At 74.2% G+C, this 21,275-nt stretch carries 23 protein-coding genes and 1 pseudogene; 18 read left to right on the top strand and 6 right to left on the bottom strand.

Annotated elements, in window-relative coordinates:
* The first annotated feature begins 124 nt into the window (after positions 1-124).
* The 5 genes from D7I43_RS25770 to D7I43_RS25750 all read left to right on the top strand — a co-directional run bounded on the left by D7I43_RS25770 (position 125) and on the right by D7I43_RS25750 (position 3,513).
* Entirely contained in the window at positions 125-673 is a 549-nt protein-coding gene (locus D7I43_RS25770) for a hypothetical protein (RefSeq protein WP_120331176.1), read from the top strand.
* A 165-nt stretch (positions 674-838) separates the two neighbouring features.
* Complete coding sequence (gene rplU, locus D7I43_RS25765; protein ID WP_120331153.1) at positions 839-1,153, top strand: 50S ribosomal protein L21; 315 nt, start codon at positions 839-841, stop codon at positions 1,151-1,153.
* Between the two features lie 11 nt (positions 1,154-1,164).
* A complete protein-coding gene (gene rpmA, locus D7I43_RS25760; protein ID WP_120331152.1) occupies positions 1,165-1,419 on the top strand; it encodes a 50S ribosomal protein L27 in 255 nt (84 codons plus the stop codon).
* 89 nt (positions 1,420-1,508) lie between these two features.
* Entirely contained in the window at positions 1,509-2,993 is a 1,485-nt protein-coding gene (gene obgE, locus D7I43_RS25755) for a GTPase ObgE (RefSeq protein WP_120331151.1), read from the top strand.
* 70 nt (positions 2,994-3,063) lie between these two features.
* Positions 3,064-3,513, top strand: a complete 450-nt coding sequence (locus D7I43_RS25750) for a GNAT family N-acetyltransferase (RefSeq protein WP_120331150.1) — start codon at positions 3,064-3,066, stop codon at positions 3,511-3,513.
* Between the two features lie 148 nt (positions 3,514-3,661).
* Here D7I43_RS25750 and D7I43_RS25745 read toward each other — a convergent pair.
* Together D7I43_RS25745 and D7I43_RS25740 are read right to left on the bottom strand one after the other, a co-directional pair.
* Positions 3,662-4,297, bottom strand: a pseudogene (locus tag D7I43_RS25745) (DUF6766 family protein); the annotation flags it as partial.
* A gap of 139 nt (positions 4,298-4,436) precedes the next feature.
* A complete protein-coding gene (locus tag D7I43_RS25740) occupies positions 4,437-4,919 on the bottom strand; it encodes a DUF4383 domain-containing protein (protein WP_120331148.1) in 483 nt (160 codons plus the stop codon).
* Between the two features lie 261 nt (positions 4,920-5,180).
* Between D7I43_RS25740 and D7I43_RS25735 the strand changes: the two genes are divergently transcribed.
* The 5 genes from D7I43_RS25735 (at position 5,181) to D7I43_RS25715 (ending at position 9,128) form a co-directional block, all read left to right on the top strand.
* On the top strand, positions 5,181-5,948 hold the full coding sequence (locus D7I43_RS25735; protein ID WP_120331147.1) for a hypothetical protein: 768 nt from the start codon (positions 5,181-5,183) through the stop codon (positions 5,946-5,948).
* Positions 5,949-5,979: 31 nt separating this feature from the next.
* Positions 5,980-6,426, top strand: coding sequence for a phage holin family protein (locus D7I43_RS25730; protein WP_120331146.1), 447 nt, complete (start codon positions 5,980-5,982; stop codon positions 6,424-6,426).
* Positions 6,423-7,073, top strand: coding sequence for a DUF3618 domain-containing protein (locus D7I43_RS25725; RefSeq protein ID WP_120331145.1), 651 nt, complete (start codon positions 6,423-6,425; stop codon positions 7,071-7,073). The genes D7I43_RS25730 and D7I43_RS25725 overlap by 4 nt, the downstream gene beginning before the upstream one ends.
* A 247-nt stretch (positions 7,074-7,320) precedes the next feature.
* A complete protein-coding gene (locus tag D7I43_RS25720; RefSeq protein ID WP_240033150.1) occupies positions 7,321-7,956 on the top strand; it encodes an SRPBCC family protein in 636 nt (211 codons plus the stop codon).
* Positions 7,953-9,128, top strand: a complete 1,176-nt coding sequence (locus D7I43_RS25715; protein WP_120331143.1) for a zinc-dependent alcohol dehydrogenase — start codon at positions 7,953-7,955, stop codon at positions 9,126-9,128. The genes D7I43_RS25720 and D7I43_RS25715 overlap by 4 nt, the downstream gene beginning before the upstream one ends.
* Before the next feature lie 74 nt (positions 9,129-9,202).
* Here D7I43_RS25715 and D7I43_RS25710 read toward each other — a convergent pair whose 3' ends face one another.
* Positions 9,203-10,450 carry a cytochrome P450 gene (locus D7I43_RS25710; protein ID WP_120331142.1) on the bottom strand — a complete coding sequence of 416 codons (1,248 nt, stop codon included), beginning with the start codon at positions 10,448-10,450 and terminating at the stop codon, positions 9,203-9,205.
* Between the two features lie 434 nt (positions 10,451-10,884).
* Here D7I43_RS25710 and D7I43_RS25705 point away from each other — a divergent pair, with 434 nt between their 5' ends.
* On the top strand, positions 10,885-11,310 hold the full coding sequence (locus D7I43_RS25705) for a hypothetical protein (RefSeq protein WP_240033148.1): 426 nt from the start codon (positions 10,885-10,887) through the stop codon (positions 11,308-11,310).
* A gap of 11 nt (positions 11,311-11,321) precedes the next feature.
* Here the strand turns inward: D7I43_RS25705 and D7I43_RS25700 are convergent, their stop codons facing one another.
* Positions 11,322-11,540 carry a DUF397 domain-containing protein gene (locus tag D7I43_RS25700; RefSeq protein WP_091346888.1) on the bottom strand — a complete coding sequence of 73 codons (219 nt, stop codon included), beginning with the start codon at positions 11,538-11,540 and terminating at the stop codon, positions 11,322-11,324.
* Between the two features lie 67 nt (positions 11,541-11,607).
* Here D7I43_RS25700 and pepN point away from each other — a divergent pair, with 67 nt between their 5' ends.
* On the top strand, positions 11,608-14,124 hold the full coding sequence (gene pepN, locus D7I43_RS25695; protein ID WP_120331141.1) for an aminopeptidase N: 2,517 nt from the start codon (positions 11,608-11,610) through the stop codon (positions 14,122-14,124).
* A gap of 125 nt (positions 14,125-14,249) precedes the next feature.
* Here the strand turns inward: pepN and D7I43_RS25690 are convergent, their stop codons facing one another.
* Both D7I43_RS25690 and D7I43_RS25685 read right to left on the bottom strand, forming a co-directional pair.
* Positions 14,250-15,437 carry an FAD-dependent monooxygenase gene (locus D7I43_RS25690; protein WP_120331140.1) on the bottom strand — a complete coding sequence of 396 codons (1,188 nt, stop codon included), beginning with the start codon at positions 15,435-15,437 and terminating at the stop codon, positions 14,250-14,252.
* Positions 15,438-15,627: 190 nt separating this feature from the next.
* Positions 15,628-16,275 (bottom strand): PadR family transcriptional regulator, encoded by a 648-nt coding sequence (locus D7I43_RS25685; RefSeq protein WP_120331139.1) that lies wholly within the window; start codon positions 16,273-16,275, stop codon positions 15,628-15,630.
* A gap of 173 nt (positions 16,276-16,448) precedes the next feature.
* Here D7I43_RS25685 and nadD point away from each other — a divergent pair, with 173 nt between their 5' ends.
* The 6 genes from nadD to D7I43_RS25655 all read left to right on the top strand — a co-directional run bounded on the left by nadD (position 16,449) and on the right by D7I43_RS25655 (position 21,249).
* Positions 16,449-17,045 (top strand): nicotinate-nucleotide adenylyltransferase, encoded by a 597-nt coding sequence (gene nadD / locus D7I43_RS25680; RefSeq protein WP_120331138.1) that lies wholly within the window; start codon positions 16,449-16,451, stop codon positions 17,043-17,045.
* Between the two features lie 110 nt (positions 17,046-17,155).
* Positions 17,156-17,563, top strand: coding sequence for a ribosome silencing factor (rsfS, locus tag D7I43_RS25675; protein ID WP_120331137.1), 408 nt, complete (start codon positions 17,156-17,158; stop codon positions 17,561-17,563).
* Complete coding sequence (locus D7I43_RS25670) at positions 17,560-18,189, top strand: histidine phosphatase family protein (RefSeq protein ID WP_120331136.1); 630 nt, start codon at positions 17,560-17,562, stop codon at positions 18,187-18,189. The genes rsfS and D7I43_RS25670 overlap by 4 nt, the downstream gene beginning before the upstream one ends.
* Positions 18,190-18,315: 126 nt before the next feature.
* On the top strand, positions 18,316-19,179 hold the full coding sequence (locus D7I43_RS25665; RefSeq protein ID WP_120331135.1) for a DegV family protein: 864 nt from the start codon (positions 18,316-18,318) through the stop codon (positions 19,177-19,179).
* 415 nt (positions 19,180-19,594) lie between these two features.
* Positions 19,595-20,362, top strand: a complete 768-nt coding sequence (locus tag D7I43_RS25660; protein ID WP_120331134.1) for an SDR family NAD(P)-dependent oxidoreductase — start codon at positions 19,595-19,597, stop codon at positions 20,360-20,362.
* Between the two features lie 113 nt (positions 20,363-20,475).
* The gene (locus D7I43_RS25655; RefSeq protein ID WP_120331133.1) at positions 20,476-21,249 is read left to right on the top strand and encodes a hypothetical protein; all 774 of its coding nucleotides are present in this window, start codon (positions 20,476-20,478) and stop codon (positions 21,247-21,249) included.
* The last annotated feature ends 26 nt before the right edge of the window (positions 21,250-21,275 follow it).

Here is a 21,275-nt window from a genome sequence, read left to right as displayed (position 1 = left end):
GGACCGGCGAGTGGACGGCAGGGCCCCGGCCCCGGCACGATGCGGGGACGGGGCCCGGTCCGTGCGGCGGAGCTGGTCGCCGGCGGGCCGTCGTCCGCGGCCGGGACCTCGCGGAGGGATGCCGATGCGTCTGCTCGTCGCCACCGTGCTGGCCACGGGCCTCTGCGCGGCCGGCGGCTGCGGCGGCACCGGCCCGGGGGCGGCGTCGCCGACCGGGACCGCGCCGGGCCCGACCGCGCCGGCCACGAGCGGGAGCGGTCCGACCGCGGGTCCGGCCACCGGGAGCGGTCCGCCCGCGGCTCCGACCGCCGGCCCGGCCGTCGGGGGTGGTGCGCCGGCCGGCGAGAACGCCCCGGCGGTCTGCGCCGCGGTCCAGCGGGCGGAGGCCACCGCGATCCGGACGTACGACGAGGAACTCGGCAGGATGGTCGCGGCCATCGGGGCGAACGACCACACGGCCGCCGAGACCGCCCGGCGCCGGGCCGAGGCGGCGCTCGACGGCTGGCGGCGCACCCTCCGGGAGCAGTCGGCGCGGGCCGCGGACCCGTCGCTCGCCGCGCTCCTGCGCGACCTGGACGCCGAGGTCGCGGCGATGGGCACCGACGTGGGCGGGCTCGACGAGACCGAGCTGGACCGCCTCCGGCAGCGCCTCGACCAGCTCTGCCGGGGCTGATCGGCCGGGTCGGTTTGGGGCGGGGCGGGCCCATGGCGTACGCTTGCCTGCGGCGCACTCTTGTGTGCCGAGTTCCCGCGTGCCCGCGCCGCCGTGCCACTGCTACCCGGCGAGCCGCCGCGGGGACGACCACCAGCAGCCTCAACGACAGGGAGTCCGCCTCCGATGTACGCGATCGTCAAGACCGGCGGCAAGCAGTACAAGGTCGCCGAGGGCGACGTGATCGAGGTCGAGAAGCTCGCCGGCGCCCCCGGCGACGCGGTGCAGCTCACCGCGGTGCTCCTCGTCGACGGTGACGACCTGGTGACCGACGCGGCCCAGCTTGCCAAGGTCGCGGTGTCCGGCGAGATCGCCGCGCACACCAAGGGCCCCAAGATCCGGATCCACAAGTTCAAGAACAAGACCGGCTACCACAAGCGCCAGGGTCACCGCCAGCCGCTGACCCAGGTCAAGGTGACCGGCATCTCCAGCGGGAAGTAGGTCGTCCACAGATGGCTCACAAAAAGGGTGCGTCCAGCTCGCGTAACGGCCGTGACTCCGCGGCGCAGCGGCTCGGCGTGAAGCGCTTCGGTGGTCAGGTGGTCAGCGCCGGCGAGATCCTCGTCCGGCAGCGGGGCACCAAGTTCCACCCCGGTGACCTGGTCGGCCGCGGTGGCGACGACACGCTCTTCGCGCTGGCCGACGGTGCGGTCCAGTTCGGCACCAAGCGCGGTCGCAAGACCGTCAGCATCGTGCCGCAGCAGTAGTTCTCCGGCGTTGCGGGCCGTGGACCTGGTGTCCCGGCCCGCTTCGCGTTTTCTGATGCGGGGCGGTCCCCGCTGGAAGGATTGACGGCGTGACGACGTTCGTTGACCGGGTCGTCCTGCACCTGCAGGCTGGCGACGGCGGGCACGGCTGTGTCTCGATCCACCGGGAGAAGTTCAAGCCGTTCGGCGGCCCGGACGGCGGCAACGGTGGGCACGGCGGCAGCGTGTCGCTCGTCGTCGACCCGCAGGTGCACACGCTGCTCGACTTCCACTTCCGCCCGCACGTGAAGGCGGGGAACGGCAAGGGCGGCGCCGGCTCGCACCGGGACGGCGCCAACGGTGCCGACCTGGTGCTCAAGGTCCCCAACGGGACCGTGGTGCAGACCCTCGACGGCACGGTCCTGGCCGACATGGTGGGCGCCGGCACCACCTTCGAGGTGGCCCGCGGCGGCCGCGGCGGCCGGGGCAACGCGGCGCTGGCCAACGCCCGGCGCAAGGCGCCCGGCTTCGCGGAACTGGGCGAACCGGGCGAGAAGCTCGACGTGGTGCTGGAGCTGAAGAGCGTCGCCGACGTCGGGCTGGTCGGTTTCCCGTCGGCCGGAAAGTCCTCCCTCATCTCGGTGATCTCGGCGGCCAAGCCGAAGATCGCCGACTACCCGTTCACCACCCTGGTGCCGAACCTGGGCGTGGTGCGCGTCGACAACCACACGTTCACGGTCGCCGACGTGCCCGGCCTGATCCCCGGCGCGGCGAGCGGCAAGGGCCTGGGGTTGGAGTTCCTCCGGCACATCGAGCGCTGCGCCGTGCTGGTGCACGTCATCGACACCGCGACGCTGGAGCTCGACCGCGACCCGCTGGCCGACATCGACGCCATCGAGGCCGAGCTGAACGAGTACGGCGGCCTCGCCGACCGGCCCCGGCTCGTGGCGCTCAACAAGATCGACATTCCGGACGGCCGTGACCTCGCGGAGATGGTCCGGCCCGATCTGGAGGCGCGTGGGTTCCGCGTGTTCGAGGTGTCCACCGCCACGCGGGAAGGGCTCAAGGAGCTCACGTACGCCATGGCGGAGCTGGTCGAGGCGGCCCGCGCCGCGGCGCCGGTCGCCGAGCCCACCCGGATCGTGATCCGGCCGACCGCCGTGGACGACGCCGGCTTCACCGTGGAGGCGGAGCCCGACGGCTCGTACACGGTGCGCGGGGCGCGCCCGGAGCGCTGGGTCCGGCAGACGAACTTCGACAACGACGAGGCGGTCGGCTACCTCGCCGACCGGCTGGCCCGGCTCGGCGTCGAGGACCAGCTCGCCAAGGCCGGCGCCCAGCCCGGGGACCTGGTGCGGATCGGGGAGCGCGAGTTCGACTGGCAGCCCACCCTCTACGCCGGCGCCGACTTCGTCCCCGGCGTCCGGGGCACCGACCAGCGGTTGGAGGAGAGGCCGACGCGGGCCACCGCGGCCGAGCGGCTGGCCGCCCGCAAGGCCCGCCGGCAGCGTCCGGCCGACGAGATCGAGTCGGGCGGGGTCGAGGCGGACGGGGTCGGGGCGGACGTGGCGAGCGGCAGCGAGGACGCCGAATAGCCCCGTACCGTCTGCGATCGGGCCGTTCCGCGGAAACCTGGCGGAAATCCGCCCGGCATACCGTGAGAGGGTGCTGATCGAGTCCCGCCCCGCCACCGACCCCGAGATCGCCGCGCTCGTCACCGCCCAGCAGCGTGAGCTGCGCGAGGCCGACGGCGGGCTGGACGGGCAGGCGACGGCGACCCACGACGACATCCGCTACCTCGCGGTGGTGGTCAACGGCCGGGCGGTCGCCTGCGGCGGCCTCCAGGCGCTCGACGAGGAGACCGGCGAGGTCAAGCGGATGTACGTCCGGCCGGCGCTGCGCGGCCGGGGGATCGCCCGTCAGTTGCTGGCGGCCCTGGAGGAGTTGGCCTACCAGCGCGGCCACACGAGGATCTGCCTGGAGACGGGCACCTACCTGCCCGCCGCCATCGGGCTCTACACCTCGTGCGGGTACGAGCCGATCCCCGTCTACGGCCCGTACGTCGGCAACCCGTACAGCGTCTGCTTCGCCAAGCGCCTGCCGGTGCGGGCCTGATCGAGCCCGGCCGCCGCGCGGTGACGGCGGGGGGCTGCCGGTCCTGACGGCGTCGGCCTGCCGCGGCCTGACGACGGCCGGGCGCGGCCTGACGTCGGCCTGCCGCGGCCTGACGGCGGCCGGGCGCGGGCGGACGCCTCACCCCGGCTCAGGCTCCGGTCTGCGCGTGCGCCACGGTGACCGGCTTCGACTCGGGCGAGGCGTGCTGGCGCAGGAAGATGCTCAGCACGATCAGCGTGCCGACCGCCAGGAACTCGCTCTGCCAGTTCTGCATCGACTGGAACCAGAAGTCGCTGGTGCCGAGGAACTGGAGCGCGCTGATCGGCGGGGCGCCGCTCTGCAACGCCTGCTCGGCGTTGTACTGGGCCGTGCCGCCGAGCAGGTGCCCGAGGAACGAGCCCGCGAAGATCAGCAGCAGGGCGAGGGACAGGCTGTTGCGGTAGATCAGCAGCGGCACCCCGCCCACGCGGACCGGCCAGGGCGAGGCGGGCGTGGCGCGGCGCTCGTCGTCCTCGGGCCGGTCCGTCTGGTCCTCCGGTTTCGACTCGGCCGACCCCCGCTGCACCAGGTACGCGGTGAGCAGGACGTAGCCGCCCATCTGGAGGAACTCCGACTCCCAGTTCTCGAAGACCGCCTCGGCGAAGTGGCCCGTGCCCAGGTACGCGGGCCAGCTCAGCGGTGCGGCGCCGAACTCGGCCAGCTCCTCGTTGTGGGTCTGCCAGCCGAACACGCTCTGCAACGTCAGGAAGACGAAGAACGCGCCGAACATGGCGATCGTGAGAGCGTTGTTGCGGAGTCAGCGCGGCATCTCGACCTCCTTGGCGGTGATCCGTGACTCTCCGTTGCCCTACCGGATCACTCGGCAAACGCCGTACGGCAGGCACCACCCGGTCGAGCCACCCGCCGGTCGGGTGTCGGGGCCTTCAGGGACGGTCGACGGGGGTGTCCAGCCGGCCGCCCGTGCCGTACTGGTTGGAGAGCAGCAGCCCGAGCACGAGCATGCCGAAGCCCAGCCCCAGGTGCAGCCAGTTGTCGGCGTTGTTGAGCGGCAGGAAGTTGGCCGCGCTCTCGTGCTTGATCACGAACCCGTAGAGCCAGATGCCGAGGTAGAGGGCGCCGCCGCCAGCCAGGAACAGGCGGGACGCCCCGATGGTGCGGGCCATCGCGAGGCCGAGCACCCCGAACAGCAGGTGCACGGCGTTGTGCAGGATCGAGATCTGGAACACGCCGAACAGCTTCGCGCCCGAGTGGTGCCCGGCGGCGGTGAGCTGGTCGTAGCCGGTGGTCACCCCCGGGACGAAGCCCAGCACGCCGACCAGGAGGAACACCGCGCCGACCGCCGCGGCGGCCAGCTGGACCAGGGGCCTCGACCCCGCCGGTCGGCCACCGCGGGCGTCCCGTGCCATCGATGCCACCTCCGTGGATTGCTCCGCCCGCGGATGCTCCGGGCACTGGTCGTACGGACCGTGTGGGTCACGCTCCGTGGCGGCGACGTGACGCAGCCGACGATCCTCCATTTTGAAGTCCGGACCGGGCGTGGCGCAGAGAAACGCCGGAACAGGTATGGACCCGGCGACGGAGGGTAGGTCATCCGGTGACGGCGGTGCGTTCCCCGCCATCTCCCCCCCAAGCACCACCGCGACGACTTATCGAGCGGAAGGGACATCATGACCTACGATCTGTCACCCACGACGGCCCCGTACGGGCCGGACTCGGCCAACGGCGGCGGCGTACGCGAGCAGGCACGCCAGGTCGGCTCGGAGGCTGCCCACGCGGGCGGCGCGGTAGCCGAGACGGCCCGCGAGCAGGGCCGGGAGGTCGGCCGCGAGGCCGCCCGGCAGGCCCGCGACCTCTACGGCGAGGCCCGCAACCAGGTCGTCACGCAGGCCGGCGAGCAGCAGCGCCGGGCCGCCGGCGGCCTGCGGTCGCTCGCCGACGAGATGCGCGCGATGGCCGAGCACGGCGGTCAGTCCGGCCCGGTGAGCGAGCTGGCCCGCCAGGCCGCCGACCGCGTGCACGGTGTGGCCGGCTGGCTCGAGTCACGGGAGCCCGGCGACCTCGTCTCCGAGGTGCGCGACTACGCCCGACGCAACCGCGGGACGTTCCTCGTCGGCGCGGCCGTGCTCGGCGTGCTCGCCGGCCGGCTGACCCGCAACCTCGCCGCCAGCGCCGGCGACGGCTCCTCGCACGCGGCCCCCGGCCCGTACGACGATCCGGACCGCACAGCGGTGATCCCGACCCCCACCCCGCCGTCGGTACGCCAGGCGTCGGGCCAGGTGGACGGCTACCTCGACCCGGCCCCCGCCGGGTACCCCGATCCGCGGACCACCACCAGCTACGCCGACCCGGCGGGCGGCACGGGTCAGCCGCTTCCTCCGGTTACCCACACGGACCCGCTGCCCGGCGTGCCGTCGCAGGGGACGGTGCGTCCGTGAGCGGCCCGAGCGTCCGGAAGGAGACGGCGGCATGAGCGTGCCGACGCAGGGGCCCGGACTGGACGGCGCCCGGCACACCGCGGACGAGGTCCGCGGCAGTTCGATCGGTGAGCTGCTGCGCCAGGTCACCACGGACCTGTCCACGCTCATGCGGCAGGAGGTGGAGCTGGCCAAGGCGGAGATCCGCGAGGAGGGTCGCAAGGCGGGCAAGGCCGCGGGGCTCTTCGGCGGCGCCGGCTTCGGCGGCTACATGGTCGCCCTCTTCCTCTCGCTCGCGCTCTGGGCCGGGCTGTCCAACGTGATGGACGCCGGCTGGGCGGCCCTGATCGTGGCCGTCGTGTGGGGCGCGGTCGCCGCCGTCCTCTACTCGAAGGCCCGGCAGCACGCGCGGCGCGTGCGGGGCCTCGCGCAGACCAGCGACAGCGTGCAGCGGATCCCCGACGCGCTCAAGCCACGTCCGGAGGGAGTCACCCGATGAGCACCGATCCCGACCAGATCCGCCGGGAGATCGAAGCCACCCGCAACAGCCTGAGTTCCGATGTGGACGCGCTGGCGTACAAGGTCAGCCCCGGCCGCATCGTCGACGACCGCAAGCAGCGGGTCCGTACCGCTCTGCAGAATGTGAGGGACAGGGTCATGGGAACCACGTCCGACCTCGGCCACGCCACCGGCCACGCCACGCACGCGGTGGGCGACCGGGCCTCGTCGGCGGTCTCCACGGTGGGCGACGCCGCGCACTCGGCCGCGTCCACGGTGGGTGACGCCGCGCACCGCGCACCGCAGGCCGTCCGGCGTACGTCGCAGGGCAACCCCCTCGCGGCCGGCCTCATCGCCTTCGGCGTGGGCTGGCTGGCGTCCTCGCTGATCCCGGCGACGCGCCGCGAGCAGCAGGTGGCGACGCAGGTCAGGGAGAAGGCGAGCGAGCACGGCGGCGCCGTCACGCAGAAGCTCGGCGAGGTCGCGAGCGAGCTGAAGCAGGAGTTGCGCGAACCCGCGCGGCACGCCACCGAGTCGGTCCGGGAGACCGCCCAGGAGGCGGTCGCCGCCGTGAAGGACGACACCCGCTCGGCCGCCCAGGACGTACGCGACCAAGCGCACCAGGCCCGCCAGCACGTCACCCCCTGACCCCGCCCACCCCCGGCCCCGCGTGCCCCCGAACCCGCGTGCCCGTGCTCCCGCCCCTCCCACCCCCGCGATCTTGCACTTTCGGCCCGCGGTTCGCGGCTTACGCCCGGTTCGCCGGGGCAGAAAGTGCAAGATCGCGGGGCTTGGGAGGCGCGCGGGGGCGGGGAGGGGGCGGGTGGGGTTGGTTTTGGGGGGTTTGTTGCGGGTAGCGCTGGCGTGGACCGGGGGTTCCTGAGGAGGCGTGATGATGAGCAGGGCGACGAGGTGGGCGCTGGCCGGCGCCGGCACGGTCGGCGTCGTCGGGGTGGGGCGGCTGGTGGCCCGACGCCGCCGGCGGCACCAGCCCGAGCGGCAGGACGGGTGGTACGTGGTGCGCCGCGGCATCACCGTGGACCGGCCACGGGACGCGGTGATCGGCTTCTGGACCGACCGCGAACGGCTGGACCGGGCGCTGGCCGAGTGGGCGACCCTCGAACGGATCGACGGCGACCGTTGGCGGTGCGTGGCGGCGGACCCGGCCGGCGGAGGCACCGCCTGGCAGGCGGAGATCACGGTCGAGGGGCCGGGGCTGCTGCGCTGGACGGTCGTCGACGGGCCCGTCCGGCAGGAGGGACGGGTCGAACTCGTCGACGCGCCACAGGACCGCGGCACCGAGATCCGCGCCGAGCTGCGCTACCGCTCCGGGCCGGTACGCCGGGCGTTCGGCCTGGTCGGGGGCGACGAGCCGGACCTGGCCCTCCGGGACACCCTGCGCCGGGTGAAGTCGCTCGTCGAGTGCGGCCAGATCATCGACACCCGGCGTGACCCGTCCGGGCGCAGCGAACGGCAGGAGCGGGCCACCGACAAGGTCCGGGAGAAGCTCACGACGGGAGGACGCGCGTGAGGGCGCTGTGCTGGGAAGGTGTCGGCAAGCTGGCCGTACGCGACGTGCCGGAGCCCCGGGTCCGCGCGGCCGGCGACATCATCGTCAAGGTGCGGGCGAGCAGCGTGTGCGGCTCCGACCTGCACCTGATCAACGGATACCTCCCCGCGATGCGGGAGGGGGACGTCATGGGCCACGAGTTCATGGGCGAGGTCGTGGAGACCGGGCCGGGAGTGCAGCGGCTGCGCGTCGGTGACCGGGTGGTGGTCGGGTCCGTGGTCGCGTGCGGCGGCTGCTGGTACTGCCGTACCGAGCAGTTCTCGCTCTGCGACAACTCCAACCCCCAGCCGGTCCTCACCGAGAAGCTCTGGGGGCACTCGCCGGCCGGCATCCTCGGCTACTCCCACGCCGCGGGCGGCTACGCCGGCAGCCACGCCGAGTACATCCGGGTGCCCTTCGGCGACGTCGGCGCGTTCCCGGTGCCCGACGGGGTGCCCGACGACGCGGCGGTCTTCGCCTCCGACGCGATGCCCACCGGCTGGATGGCGGCCGACTTCTGCGGGCTGAAGGGCGGCGAGGTCGTGGCGGTCTGGGGCGCCGGCGCGGTCGGGCAGATGGCGGCGCGCAGCGCCCAGATCCTCGGCGCCGAGCGGGTGATCGTCATCGACCGGCTGCCGGAGCGGCTCGCCACCGCGGCCGCCCGGCTCGGCGTCGAGACGATCGACTACGCGCGCACCGACGTGCTCGAGGCGCTGCGCGAGATGACCGCCGGGCGGGGACCGGACGCCTGCATCGAGGCCGTCGGCATGGAGTCGCACGACGTGGGGCCGACCTACGCGTACGACCGGCTGAAGCAGTCGGCCCGCCTGCAGAGCGACCGGCCGACCTCCGTCCGCCAGGCGATCATGGCCTGCCGCAAGGGCGGCACGGTGAGCATCGTGGGCGTCTACGCCGGCCTGGTCGACAAGTTCCCGCTCGGCGCGGCCATGAACAAGGCGCTGGTGCTGCGCATGGGGCAGATGCACGCCCAGCGCTACATCCCGATGCTGCTGGACCGGCTCGCCGCCGGCGAGATCGATCCCGGTTACCTGGCCACGCACCCGCTGCCGCTCGACCAGGGGGTGCGCGGGTACGAGCTGTTCGAGAAGAAGCGGGACGGCTGTCTGCGTACCGTGCTGCACCCGGTGGGATGAGCGGGCCGCGCCGGCGGGTCCGGCGCGGCGGCCGGGACGAGCAGGCAGCCTGAGGCGGGCGGGGATCGCCCGCCTCAGGCCGTCCGGCGGACGTTGGTGACGACGAAGCCGCTGGGCGGCAGCGCCGGCATCCGGCGCAGGCTCACCGCCAGGTTCTGCGGGGGTACGTCGTACCGCATGGTGCTGGTCAGGTTGGTGACCGCCCGCTTCATCAGCTCGATGGTGAGCCACTCGCCGGCGCAGCGGTGCCCGGTGTGGTGCTCACCGCCGCCCTGCGGGATCGGCGCGAACGCGTCCGGCGGGCGGCCCGCGAAGCGCTCCGGCCGGAACCGCTCCGGCTCCGGCCACAGCGCGGGATGGTGGTTGGTGCCGTAGAGGTCGAGCAGCACCCGACGGCCGCGCGGGAAGTGGTGGCCGTGCCAGTCGAAGGAGCGCCGTACCCGGGCGGCGGCGGCCGGGAAGAACGGGTAGTACCGGCGGACCTCCTGCACGAAGAGCTCGGTGGCCTCGTCGTCGCCGCGGACCCGCTCCCGCCACGCCGGATGGTCGTGCAGGGCGAGCGCGGCGAACACGACGAACCGGTCGACGGCGACGGTGGGGCGTAGCACGTTGAGCAGTTCCACCGCGGCGATCCGGCGGGGCAGCGGGCGGCCGCGCGCGTCGCGGTGGTCGGCGATCACGCGCAGGGCGCTGCCGGTGGGTGCCGGCAGGGCGCCGGAGCGCGTACGGTCGACGAGGTCGCCGGCCCACCGCTCCCCACGCCGGCGGGCGAGCAGCCCCCGCCAGTGCCTCGGTCCGACCGCCGCCCCGCTGTCGATCATCGAGTGCAGGTCGGCGGTACGCCGTCCGACCTGCCCCTCCGCCAGCGGCACGCCGGCCCACGCGCAGACCGCCCGGGTGAGCATCAGGCCCAGTTCCCGGTGGAGCACGACCGGTCCGACCCCTTCCCACACCGGGATCCGGGCCCGCCACTCGTCGTCGAAGAGCTGGCCCAGGTGCCGGATGGCGGTCGGCGTCATGAGCGACATGAGCATCGCCTTGCGGTCCCGGTGCGCCGGGCCGTCGAGGCCCTGCACCCCGCCGCGCCCGGTCAACGTCCGCTGCACCCGCAGCGGCAGGGCGTCGGCCCGCTCGAAGCGGTCCTGGTCGTAGAAGAGCGTCGCGGCGGCGTGTCCGCGCAGGCAGATCGTCCGCCGCAGCAGCAGCCGGGTCTGGAAGACGTCGCTGTCGTACCGGTCGCAGCGCGAACCCATGAACCGGTAGCCCTCGCGGAGCAGGGCGAGCGTGCTGTCCGGGCTGCGGTCGGCCGGGGTGCTCGCCATCGGGGCCTCCTCATGGGATCGCCGGCGGCGGGCCGCCCCGGCCGGTGGCGTCTACCCGGGTCCGGGCCGCTGAATCCCGCCGGGCGCGGTGGCGGGGCACCACCCGTGCCGGCGACGCGGCGGCGGGTCCCGGGCGCCTGCGGCGGTCGCCGGGGCGGCTCCCGGGCGCTGCGGCGGTCGCGACGCGCCGTAGGGAGGGGGCCAGCGACCATGGCGTGTCGGCCGGGGGAGGGGGCCAGCCGCAGCGGCGTGTCGACCCCGTTCCCGGGCTCTCGGAGCGGCGATTCCCGCCCCTCGACGCCGCGCCCGCTGGCCCCTCCCAGCAGCGCGGAAATCTGGTTGGCTTGCGGAGACGGACCCGCCACGGCACCGGCGGGGCGTACCGGAGCCGACGCGGTGCGGCACGGACGGCACGACGACGACGGAGGACGGTCATGCGGGGGAACGACTCGGCGCAGTGGCGGCGGCGGTCGACCGGAGCGTACGGCACCGGCCGAGGCCTGGAGATCGGCCGGGGCGACACGGGCCCGGGTGGGGCGGACACCCCGCTGATCGCCGCGCCGCGACGGCCGGCTCCGGGTCCCCGCTACTACACCGTGCACCTGGGCTTCACGGCCGCCAACCCGGAGCAGGCCCGTGAGCTGGCCGTCGGCTACGCCGAGGCGCTGAGCCTGCTGCGGCCCGAGCTGGCGCTCGGCGCGGCCGCCCTCTCCGGAGCCGACGCCTGGCACCGGGCCGAGCGCCTCTTCTGCGGCGCCGTCGGTCCGGAGGGCGAGCGCTGCGCCGACGTCGCCGACCACCCCGGCTTCCACCACGCCCCCGGCCCGGGCGGCCTCGGCTGGGGCGACGGCGACACGTGAACCGGTCGCGGTCAGTCCAGGTCGAATTCGCCGTCCTGGGCGCCGGCCACGAAGGCGTCCCACTCCGCCTGGGTGAACACCAGCACCGGCCCGTCCGGCTCCGCGGAGTTGCGCATGCCGATCAGGTCGTCGACGAAGGCGACCTCCACGGCGCTCTCGGAGGTGTCCCCCTCGGCCCGCTGCCAGACCGCCCGGGACAGGTCGAAGTCGCCCTTGGGGTGCTGAGCCATGGTCATTCCTCCAGTGCACACGTCGCGGGGGAAACACGTGCGGATCCCCATCGGGCAGGATAAGCGGATGCCGAGCCTGACCCGTGTAGAGGCGACCGCGCGTGGCGCGGCGATTACCGTCGAGTCCTACGACGTGGACCTCGACCTCACCGGCGGCGGGGAACTGTTCCACTCCCGCGTCACGATCCGGTTCCGGGCGACCCCCGGCTCCGCGACGTTCGCCGAGGTGAAGCCCGCGAAGCTGCTGGCCGTACGCCTGAACGACCGCGCCCTCGACCCCGGCGACCTGGACGACAACCGGCTGCCGCTGGCCGGGCTGCGGGAGCACAACACGCTGACGGTCGAGGCGGAGATGGCGTACTCGAACACCGGGGAGGGCATGCACCGCTTCGTCGACCCGGCCGACGGCGAGACCTACCTCTACGCCATGTCCTTCCTCGACGACGTGCAGCGCATCTTCGCCGCCTTCGACCAGCCCGACCTGAAGGCGCCGGTGACCCTCGCCGTCACCGCGCCGCCGGAGTGGACGGTGGCGGCCAACGGGCAGCTCGCGGCCACCCCGCGCCCGGGGCGCTGGGAGTTCGCCCCGACGAGGCCCCTGGCCACGTACTTCTTCTCGCTGATCGCCGGGCCGTACCACGTCCGGCGGGACGAGCACGACGGCGTTCCGCTGGCCGTCTACTGCCGGCGGTCGCTCGCCGAGCACCTCGACGCGGACGCCGACGAGATCTTCACCGTCACCAAGCAGTGCCTCGACCGGTTCCACGAGCTGTTCGCCGAGCGCTACCCGTTCGGCAAGTACGACCAGGCGTTCGTGCCGGAGTTCAACGCCGGCGCCATGGAGAACCCGGGTCTCGTCACGATCCGCGACGACTACGTGTTCCGCTCGGCGGTGACCGACAGCCAGCGGGAGCTGCGGGCCACCACGATCGCGCACGAGATGGCGCACATGTGGTTCGGCGACCTCGTCACCATGCGCTGGTGGGACGACCTGTGGCTGAACGAGTCCTTCGCCGAGTACCTGGGCACCCGGGTGACCGCCGAGGCGACCCGGTTCGGCGGTGCCTGGACGACGTTCGCGCTGCGCCGCAAGGCGTGGGGGTACGCCGCCGACCAGCGCCCCTCCACCCACCCCGTGGCCCCCGAGGAGGTCGCCGACGCGGCGCAGGCGCTGCTCAACTTCGACGGCATCTCGTACGCCAAGGGCGCGAGCGTGCTGCGGCAGCTGGTCGCCTGGCTCGGCGACGACGCCTTCCTGGCGGGGTTGAACGCGCACTTCGCGGCGCACCGGTTCGGCAACGCCACGCTGGCCGACCTGCTCGCCAGCCTCAGCGCGGCCAGCGGTCGGGACCTCACCGACTGGGCCGAGCGCTGGCTGCGCCGGGCGCAGGTCAACACGCTGCGCGCCGAGGTGCGGGTCGACGCCGACGGGCGCTACCGCGAGGTCGCCGTGGTGCAGACCGCGCCGCCGTCCCATCCGGTGCTGCGCCCGCACCGCATCGGCGTCGGCCGGTACGCCGTGGACGGCGGCGTCGACCGGATCGAGGTGGACCTGGACCCGGACGCCGACGGTGGACGGACGGTGCTGGGCACGCTGGCCGGGGCCCCGGCCGCCCGGCTGCTGCTGCCCAACGACGGCGACCTCACCTTCGCGAAGGTGCGCCTCGACCCCGCCTCGGCCGACGCCGTACCGCTCGTGCTGCCGGGTCTGGCCGATCCGCTGGCCCGGGCGCTGCTGTGGGGTGAGGCGCTGGACGCGGCGACCGACGGGGAGCGGCCCGTGTCCGCCGTCGTCGCGCTGATCGCCGCGGCGCTGCCCACCGAGACCGAGGTGATCATCGCCGAGGACGTGCTCACGATGAGCCGGTCGCTCGTCGACCGCTACCTCGACCCCGCGAGCCGGGAGGCGGCGCTGGCCCGAATGGCCGAGGCCTGCGCGGCGTTGCTGCGCGGCGCGCCGCCCGGCGGTTCCCTGCAGCTCGCCGCCACGCGCGGGCTCGTCGAGGCCACCGCCGACGCGGACCTGCTGACCGGCTGGCTCGCCGGCCGGGACGTGCCGCCCGGACTGGCCGTCGACGCGGAGCTGCGTTGGGCGGTGCTGCGCCGGCTCGTCGTGCTCGGCGCGGCCGGCGAAGCGGAGATCGCCGCCGAGGAGGCGGCCGACCGCAGCGCGGCGGGCGCGGAACGGGCCGCCCGGTGCCGGGCGGCGCTGCCCGACGCCGACGCCAAGCGGGCCGCCTGGGAGATCGTCACCCGTAACACCGAGCTGTCCAACCGGCTGGTCGAGGCGACCGCGGCGGGTTTCTGGCAGCCCGAGCAGGCCGAGCTGACCGCCGAGTACGTCGACCGGTACTTCGCGGACATGCCCGCCACGGCCCGGCGGCGTACGGCCTGGACGGCGGAGCGGGTGGCGAGCCTCGCGTACCCCCGCTACGCCGTGGCGCAGTCCACCTGGGAGGCGGCGGCCGCGCTGCTGGCGCGCGACGACCTGACCCCGGGGCTGCGCCGCGTGGTCACCGACGCCGACGACGACATGCGCCGCGCGCTCGTGGCACGCACCGCGGTGGCCGCCACCGTGGCCTGACAGCCCGTCCCGAGCCACAGCCGTCCCGAGCCCCCGCGATCTTGCACTTTCGGCCCCGACGAAAGGTACATGCCTCGCGTTTCGCGGGCCGAAAGTGCAAGATCGACGAGGAGTGTCGCTCGGGGTCAGCGCACCGCGGCGTCCCAGTCGATGACGTAGCGCTGCTCGTGGCCCATCGTCTTCTCCGGGTTCATGGCCGTGCGCACCAGCAGCGGCATGAGCAGGGGCATGAGCGCCCGGGCCAGCGGACCGGGCGCCTTGGCCCGGTTGATCCGCGCCGCGCGGGCGGCCACCTTCTCCACCCGCTCCCGCCGCAGCCGCTCGTAGGTGGCGAACGCCGACGGCACGTCGGGCAGGTCCCGCAGGCAGCGCGCGAGCTGCACGGCGCTCTCGATCGCCAGCGACGCGCCCTGGCCCGAGCTGTTCGATGGCGCGTGGGCCGAGTCGCCGACCAGCACCATCCGCCCCCGGTGCCAGCGCGGCACCGGCGGCATGATCAGCAGCGAGCCCACCACCTGGAGCCCGTCCGCGTCGCTGGTGCGCATGAGCTGCCCGCCGGGGTCGTCGTCGCCGTACGCGGCGCGCAGCGTACGCAGCCACTCCTCGGCGGGCACGGCGCGGGCCTCGGTGAGCGTCATGGGCCGGTCCTGCGGCAGGTTGACGCCCCACCGGGTGCCGCCACCCGGCTCCGGCCAGTAGATGTAGTAGCCCCGCCGGCCGAAGGCGAACGTCATGGTGCCCGGTGCGACGTCCACCTCGTGCCGGGCCACCGACTCGAAGCCGAGCAGCCCGGTGTAGTGCGGCCCCGGCGCGTCCGGGTCGATGAGCGTACGCACCGTCGAGCGGATCCCGTCGGCGCCCACGAGGACGTCGGCCGTGGCGGTGGTGCCGTCGGCGAACCGGGCGGTGACGGAGTCGGCCGTCTCCCGTACGTCGACGAGGCGCCTGCCGTGCTCAATCACCACCCCCTCGGCCAGGGCCCTGTCGTGCAGCGCCCGGTGCAGCGCCGCGCGGTGCACCACCTGCAACGGGGGCACGTCCGCCAGCCCCGGAAGGTCGAACCGCTTGCGGCCCACGGCCATGGCCGTGCGGTGGATCGGGGTGGCGATGTCGGTGACCGCGCGGTCCGCTCCGACGACGCGCAGCGCGGCGACGCCGTTGGGCGCCAGCGCGAGGGTGCCGCCGACGCCGTCGGCAGTGGTCGGGTACGCCTCGTACACGGTGGCGGCGATGCCGGCGCGGCGCAGCGCCAGCGCCGTCACGGGGCCGGCGACACCGCCGCCGATCACGATGGCCGTTCTGACTGTGGGCATGGTCGTCTCCCTGGTCGTGGGTGCTCGTTCGTCCGCCGCGCCCACGGCAGTCGTGGGCGCGCGTGTGGCACCGACCTGGGAGGAGGCCCGGCTATCCTCGTGGTTGCCGCTTCGGGCCGGGCACCGTCCAGGTGCGGTACCGAGGTAGGGCCCCGGCGCGGTGTTGGCGCACCGCGCCGGGGCCGTCGTGTCACTGCGTGCCGTCGCCCCTCTCCGTGAGTTCGGTCAGTTCCGGTGGCATCTCGCCGGTCTCGTGGAACGCCCGCCACTGGTCCAGCCCCGGATAGGTGCCCGCGGTCAGCTCGGCGAGCAGGCCGCGGACCCAGGCCGCCTCGGCCTCCCGGATGGCCAGGTCGTACTCCGACTCGACCAGGAACAGCCGCGGGATCCGCCGCCCCTCCTCGGCGAGCGTGTCGCGCGCGGCGCGGATCCCCTCGTCGAGCAGGGACAGGCGCCGCCGCAGCAGCGTCACCGCCTCGTCGGGGTGCAGGGCGGCGAGCACGCTGAGCCCGGCGCGGAAGCGCGGGTGCTCCGGCTCCGGCGTGGACACCAGCTCGCGCGCCCAGTCGACCAGCTCCGCCCGCCCGGCGTCGGTGATCCGGTAGACCGTCCGCTCGGGCCGCCGGCCCGCCCGGACACTCTCCACGGCCTCGATGAGGCCGTGCCGCTCCATGTTGCGGACCACCGTGTAGAAGGACCCCCACTTGATCTCCATGTCCTGGTCCTTCCCCCAGGTGCGCAGGGCGGTGGCGATCTCGTACGGGTGCATGGGCCGCTGGACGAGGGCGGAGAGCGACGCGAGGGCGAGCAGGTTTCCGACCTTGCGCCGCTTCGGCATGCCGTCCTCCTGTTGCTCGTCCCCGATTACTCGCAAACGAGTGTACGGGTGCGAGCAACCGAGCGCGACCCCGTCCGGTCCGCGCCCCCGTCGCGTGCCGCCGGTGGCGAGCGTGGTGCGGGCCACGTCACCGCCGGGGGTGCCGGCGCGGGCGACCGGCCTACGATCACGGGGTGGAGGAAGATATCCGGCGGATCGGGATCATGGGTGGCACCTTCGACCCGATCCACCACGGGCACCTGGTCGCGGCCAGTGAGGTGGCCGACCGGTTCGGGCTGGACGAGGTGGTCTTCGTGCCCACCGGCCAGCCGTGGCAGAAGGCCGACGTGCCGGTCAGCCCCGCCGAGGACCGCTACCTCATGACGGTGATCGCCACCGCCTCCAACCCGCGCTTCCAGGTGAGCCGCGTGGACATCGACCGCGGCGGCCCGACCTACACCGTCGACACCCTGCGGGACCTGCACGCCGAGTACGGCCCGAAGGTGCAGCTCTACTTCATCACCGGGGCGGACGCGCTGGAGAAGATCCTCTCCTGGAAGGACCTGGACGAGATCTTCGAACTCGCCCACTTCATCGGGGTGACCCGGCCCGGCTTCGAACTCACCGACAAGCACCTGCCCGCCGACACGGTCAGCCTCGTGCAGGTGCCGGCCATGGCCATCTCCAGCACCGACTGCCGTGCTCGCGTCGCCCGGGGCGAACCCGTCTGGTACCTGGTGCCCGACGGTGTGGTCCAGTACATCGCCAAGCGTCGCCTCTACCAGCGCTGACCCTGCCCGTTATGTCCCCGGTCCAGCGGGTTACCCGCCAGAACTGACAAGTCGGAACGACGCCGCGTGTGAGACCCTTGGAGGATCGCACGGTTGATCGAAGGAGAACGGTGACAGTTTCCGAGCGCGCGTACGAGCTGGCGACCGCCGCGGCCCAGGCCGCCGCCGACAAGAAGGCGCAGGACATCGTCATCATCGACGTGGGCGACCAGCTGGCCATCACCGACGCGTTCCTGCTCGCCGCGGCCCCGAACGAGCGTCAGGTGCTCGCCATCGTCGATGCCATCGAGGAGCGCCTGCTGGAGCTTCCCGAGAAGGCCAAGCCGGTGCGGCGCGAGGGGGAGCGCGGCGGGCGCTGGGTGCTGCTCGACTACGTCGACATCGTGGTGCACGTCCAGCACACCGAGGAGCGGGAGTTCTACGCCCTCGACCGGCTGTGGAAGGACTGCCCGACCATCCCGTTCGTCGACCGGGCCCTGGTGGACGCCGAGTCCGGCGCCGGTTCCGCCGCGGAATGACGCGGCTGATCGTCTGGCGGCACGGCAACACCGACTGGAACGCCGCCAACCGCGTCCAGGGCCAGACCGACGTCCCGCTGAACGACCTCGGCCGGGAGCAGGCCCGCGCCGCCGCGCCGCTGCTCGCCGCCCTGCGCCCCGACGCCATCGTGGCGAGCGACCTCAGCCGGGCCGCGGAGACCGCCGCCGCGCTCGCCGCCGTGACCGGGCTGACGGTCCGCACCGACGCCCGGCTCCGGGAACGCCACTTCGGCCGGTGGCAGGGGCTCCTCCTCACCGAGGTCGCCGAGCGCTTCCCGGCCGAGTACGCCCGCTGGCGCGCCGGCGACCCCGACCCGGGTTCGGAGATCGAGACGCTCGACGACCTCGGCAAGCGGGTGGGGAGTGCCCTCATCGACGCCGCCGAGGCGGCCCCGGGCGGCACCGTCGTCGTCGCCACCCACGGCGGCGGCGCCCGGCAGGGGATGGGACACGTGCTCGGCTGGGACGCCGCCGTGCTGCGCGCCGTCGGGTCGCTGCAGAACTGCCACTGGAGCGAACTGCGGCACGACGACGTGCGGGGGTGGCACCTGCGCGCCCACAACGTCGGCCTCATCGTCGCCCCGGCCGTCGCCGACGCCCTCTGACATCACGCCGCCGGCCCGGCCGCATCCCGGGGTCGAGCAGCCTCGCGCGGCCCGGCCGTCTCGCGGGGTCCGGCCGCGCGCGACGCGCCCTCGTGGTGGCCGGCGGCATCGGCTAGCGTGCCGGGCATGCCCGTCGCGGTCGTCACCGACTCCACCGCCTACCTTCCGCCCGAACTGGTGCGGGCGCACCGGCTGACCGTGGTGCCGTTGACCGTCGTGCTCAACGGCGCGGAGGGGCTCGAGGGAGTGGAGATCTCTCCGGCCGACGCGACCCAGGCCCTGCAGGGCCGGCGGGTCTCGGCGAGCACGTCGCGCCCGGCCCCGGAGCAGTTCGCCCGGACGTACCGCCGGCTGCTCGACGCCGGCGCGGACGGCGTGGTGTCGGTGCACCTGTCGGCGGAGCTCTCCGGGACCGTCGACGCGGCTCGGCTGGCCGCCGACGGCCTGGACGACCGGGTCGCCGTGGTCGACAGCCGCGCCACCGGCATGGGGCTGGGCTTCCCGGTGCTCGCGGCCGCCGAGGCCGCCGAGCGGGGTGCGGACCTCGACGGGGTACGCCGCGCCGCCGTGGAGGCCGTCGACCGGACGGCCATCTTCTTCTACGTCGACACGCTGGAGTTCCTCCGCCGGGGCGGACGGATCAACGCCGCCGAGGCGCTGCTCGGCACGGCGCTCTCGGTGAAGCCGATCATGCACATGCCGGACGGGGCGATCGTGCTCAGGGACAAGGTGCGCACGGCCAGCCGGGGGATCGCCCGCCTTGTCGACCTGGCTGTCGAGGCGGCCGGGGACGCCGAGGTCGATCTGGGCGTACACCATCTCGCCGCCCCGGAGCGGGCGCGGGCGCTGCTGGACGCGCTCGCCGAGCGGCTCGGCGACCGGATCCGCGAGACGTACGTCTCGGAGGCCGGCGCGGTCGTCGCCGCGCACGCCGGACCCGGGCTGGCCTGCGTCGTCGTGCACCGCCGGGCCCCGCTCGGCGCGGCCTGACCGGCGCGGGCCGGCCGCCCGGCGCGGGTCGACCCACGGCCCGCGGAGGCGGGGCCGAGGGTCGGTGTACGGGGTGGCCAGCGGGGTGTGGTCCGACGCTGTCGAGCTGCCCCGGATCTGGGGCAGGCCCGCAGGGCCGTTGCCCGTCGCTGCCGGCGGCTGCGAGGGTGGAGTGGCGTGCCGTCGGTGACCGACGTCGCGTGCGGCCGACGGGGCCGTGACGCAGTGCCGATCCGCGGCGGGCGGGCGGCCGTCGGTGACCGACGTCGCGCGCGCCCGGCGGGTCCGTGACCGCCGGTCCGTGGCAGGCGCGGGCGGCCGGCGGGTGAGGGCGACGGGGGTTGAGCCGCGGCCGGCGGGTGACGGCGACGGGGCGACCCGCGGTCGGCGGGTGGCCGGCGGAAGGGGGAGGCGAGTGTCCTGCGTGGTGACCGGCGGAGGCCGGGGCGTGGGCCGGGCGGTCGTCGAGCGGCTGGCCGCCGCGGGCGGCACGGTGGTCGTCGTCGAACGGGACGCCGGGGCGCTCGACTGGCTCGCCCGGCACCCCGCCGCAGACCGGCTGGTCGGCGTCGTCGGTGACGCCGGCGACGAGGCCGTCGCAGGTCACGCCGCCGACCTCGCCGAACGGGCCGCGCCGCTGACCGGCTGGGTCAACAACGCGGCGGTGTTCCGGGACGCCTCGGTGCACGCCACACCGGTCGCGGAGGTGGCCGACCTCATCGGACGGAACCTGCGGCCGGCCCTCGCCGGGGCCGCGACGGCGGTGCGCCGCTTCCTCGCGGCCGGCACGGCCGGGGCCATCGTGAACGTGTCCTCCCACCAGGCGGCCCGGCCGGTGCCCGGCTGCCTGCCGTACGCCACCGCCAAGGCCGCCGTGGAGGGGATGACCCGGGCGCTCGCCGTGGAGTACGGGCCTCGGGGCATCCGGGCCAACGCGGTGGCGCTCGGGTCGATCGCCACCGAACGGCACGCCGGGTTCCTGGCCGGCCAGGAACCGGCCGAGGCGGCCCGGATCGACGCGGAGCTGGCCCGCCTGCACCCACTGGGCCGCATCGGCCGGGTCGAGGAGGCCGCCGACGCGATCGTCTGGTTGCTGTCCCCCGCCGCGGGGTTCGTCAACGGGGTGACCCTGCCCGTGGACGGCGGACGGGCGGTGCTGGGGCTGGACCCGGAGGCACACTGAGCGTTGATCGCATCTGTTCAGTTCGCGACTGTCCCGCCTCGGACAGAAGATGTCGCCCCACGGGATCGACTCGTAAGAATCTTCCGCATCGTTCATCGCACACCGTGGGGGAAATGGTGACGACGAGAAGAGCGTTCGGTGGTATCGCCGCGGGCCTCGCGGCCGGGGCCCTCCTCGGAGCCGGGCAGTCCCTGTCCGGCGCGAGGCGGGCCACGGCGGCACCGACCGCACCCGCCGGACCGAAGGCGGAGATCCAACCGCCGCAACTGCCCATACGACTGGACGGCCGCAAGGTCGAGCCGCGGAACCTGGCGCGGCACGCCCACGAACCGCTGCGGTACGTGGTCACGCCCGACACGTTCCGCGACGGGGAACTGCAGGTGTTCCGCCGTCCGGAGGCGGCCAACGAGTACGTTGCCGACGTGCAGCAGCGCTTCACCCGGGCCAGTCTCGGGCCGCGCAGCCGCCCGGCACCGCCGACGCAGCCCGCCCGGGCGCCGGAGGCGGCGGGGGACTACACGACGAACGCCGGCATCGGCTACTACGGGCCGGTCGGCGGCATGGTCGTACTGCACGAGCACTGGCACTACCAGGGAGGGAAGTGGCAGTTCAACGCCGACTGGGGTAGCCAGCGCGACTTCCGCAGCGTCTTCTGCTTCCTGTGGTGCAGCAATATCAACGACAAGGTGTCGTCGGTCGACACCAACGTCAGCTACATCGACGGCAACATTCCGTACATCCCGTACACGATCCTGTTCGAGCACATCGAGTTGCAGGGCCAGCAGCTCTGGCTCTACAACGGCAACGGCGTCGACGGCCCCGGCCTGTACCCCGACCTGGGCGTCTTCGGCTGGAACGACGTCGCCTCGTCGATGCGCTACTACTGATCGGAGTCGGCGGTCCCGTCCCGTGA

It is taken from the genome of Micromonospora globbae (assembly GCF_003610785.1).
GTDB lineage: Bacteria > Actinomycetota > Actinomycetes > Mycobacteriales > Micromonosporaceae > Micromonospora > Micromonospora globbae.
The sequence above is the reverse complement of the archived record's forward strand: the minus strand, read 5'-3'. Positions and strand labels throughout refer to the sequence as shown.

Coding starts and splice junctions, on each gene's coding strand:
- D7I43_RS25670 (WP_120331136.1), top strand. CDS start 17,560: ATGACGCGGCTGATCGTCTGGCGGCACGGCAACACCGACTGGAACGCC.
- D7I43_RS25700 (WP_091346888.1), bottom strand. CDS start 11,540: ATGGCTCAGCACCCCAAGGGCGACTTCGACCTGTCCCGGGCGGTCTGG.
- D7I43_RS25690 (WP_120331140.1), bottom strand. CDS start 15,437: ATGCCCACAGTCAGAACGGCCATCGTGATCGGCGGCGGTGTCGCCGGC.
- D7I43_RS25710 (WP_120331142.1), bottom strand. CDS start 10,450: ATGGCGAGCACCCCGGCCGACCGCAGCCCGGACAGCACGCTCGCCCTG.
- rpmA (WP_120331152.1), top strand. CDS start 1,165: ATGGCTCACAAAAAGGGTGCGTCCAGCTCGCGTAACGGCCGTGACTCC.
- D7I43_RS25740 (WP_120331148.1), bottom strand. CDS start 4,919: ATGGCACGGGACGCCCGCGGTGGCCGACCGGCGGGGTCGAGGCCCCTG.
- D7I43_RS25685 (WP_120331139.1), bottom strand. CDS start 16,275: ATGCCGAAGCGGCGCAAGGTCGGAAACCTGCTCGCCCTCGCGTCGCTC.
- D7I43_RS25665 (WP_120331135.1), top strand. CDS start 18,316: ATGCCCGTCGCGGTCGTCACCGACTCCACCGCCTACCTTCCGCCCGAA.
- rplU (WP_120331153.1), top strand. CDS start 839: ATGTACGCGATCGTCAAGACCGGCGGCAAGCAGTACAAGGTCGCCGAG.
- D7I43_RS25730 (WP_120331146.1), top strand. CDS start 5,980: ATGAGCGTGCCGACGCAGGGGCCCGGACTGGACGGCGCCCGGCACACC.
- D7I43_RS25655 (WP_120331133.1), top strand. CDS start 20,476: ATGGTGACGACGAGAAGAGCGTTCGGTGGTATCGCCGCGGGCCTCGCG.
- D7I43_RS25725 (WP_120331145.1), top strand. CDS start 6,423: ATGAGCACCGATCCCGACCAGATCCGCCGGGAGATCGAAGCCACCCGC.
- pepN (WP_120331141.1), top strand. CDS start 11,608: ATGCCGAGCCTGACCCGTGTAGAGGCGACCGCGCGTGGCGCGGCGATT.
- D7I43_RS25705 (WP_240033148.1), top strand. CDS start 10,885: ATGCGGGGGAACGACTCGGCGCAGTGGCGGCGGCGGTCGACCGGAGCG.
- D7I43_RS25720 (WP_240033150.1), top strand. CDS start 7,321: ATGAGCAGGGCGACGAGGTGGGCGCTGGCCGGCGCCGGCACGGTCGGC.
- D7I43_RS25770 (WP_120331176.1), top strand. CDS start 125: ATGCGTCTGCTCGTCGCCACCGTGCTGGCCACGGGCCTCTGCGCGGCC.
- D7I43_RS25735 (WP_120331147.1), top strand. CDS start 5,181: ATGACCTACGATCTGTCACCCACGACGGCCCCGTACGGGCCGGACTCG.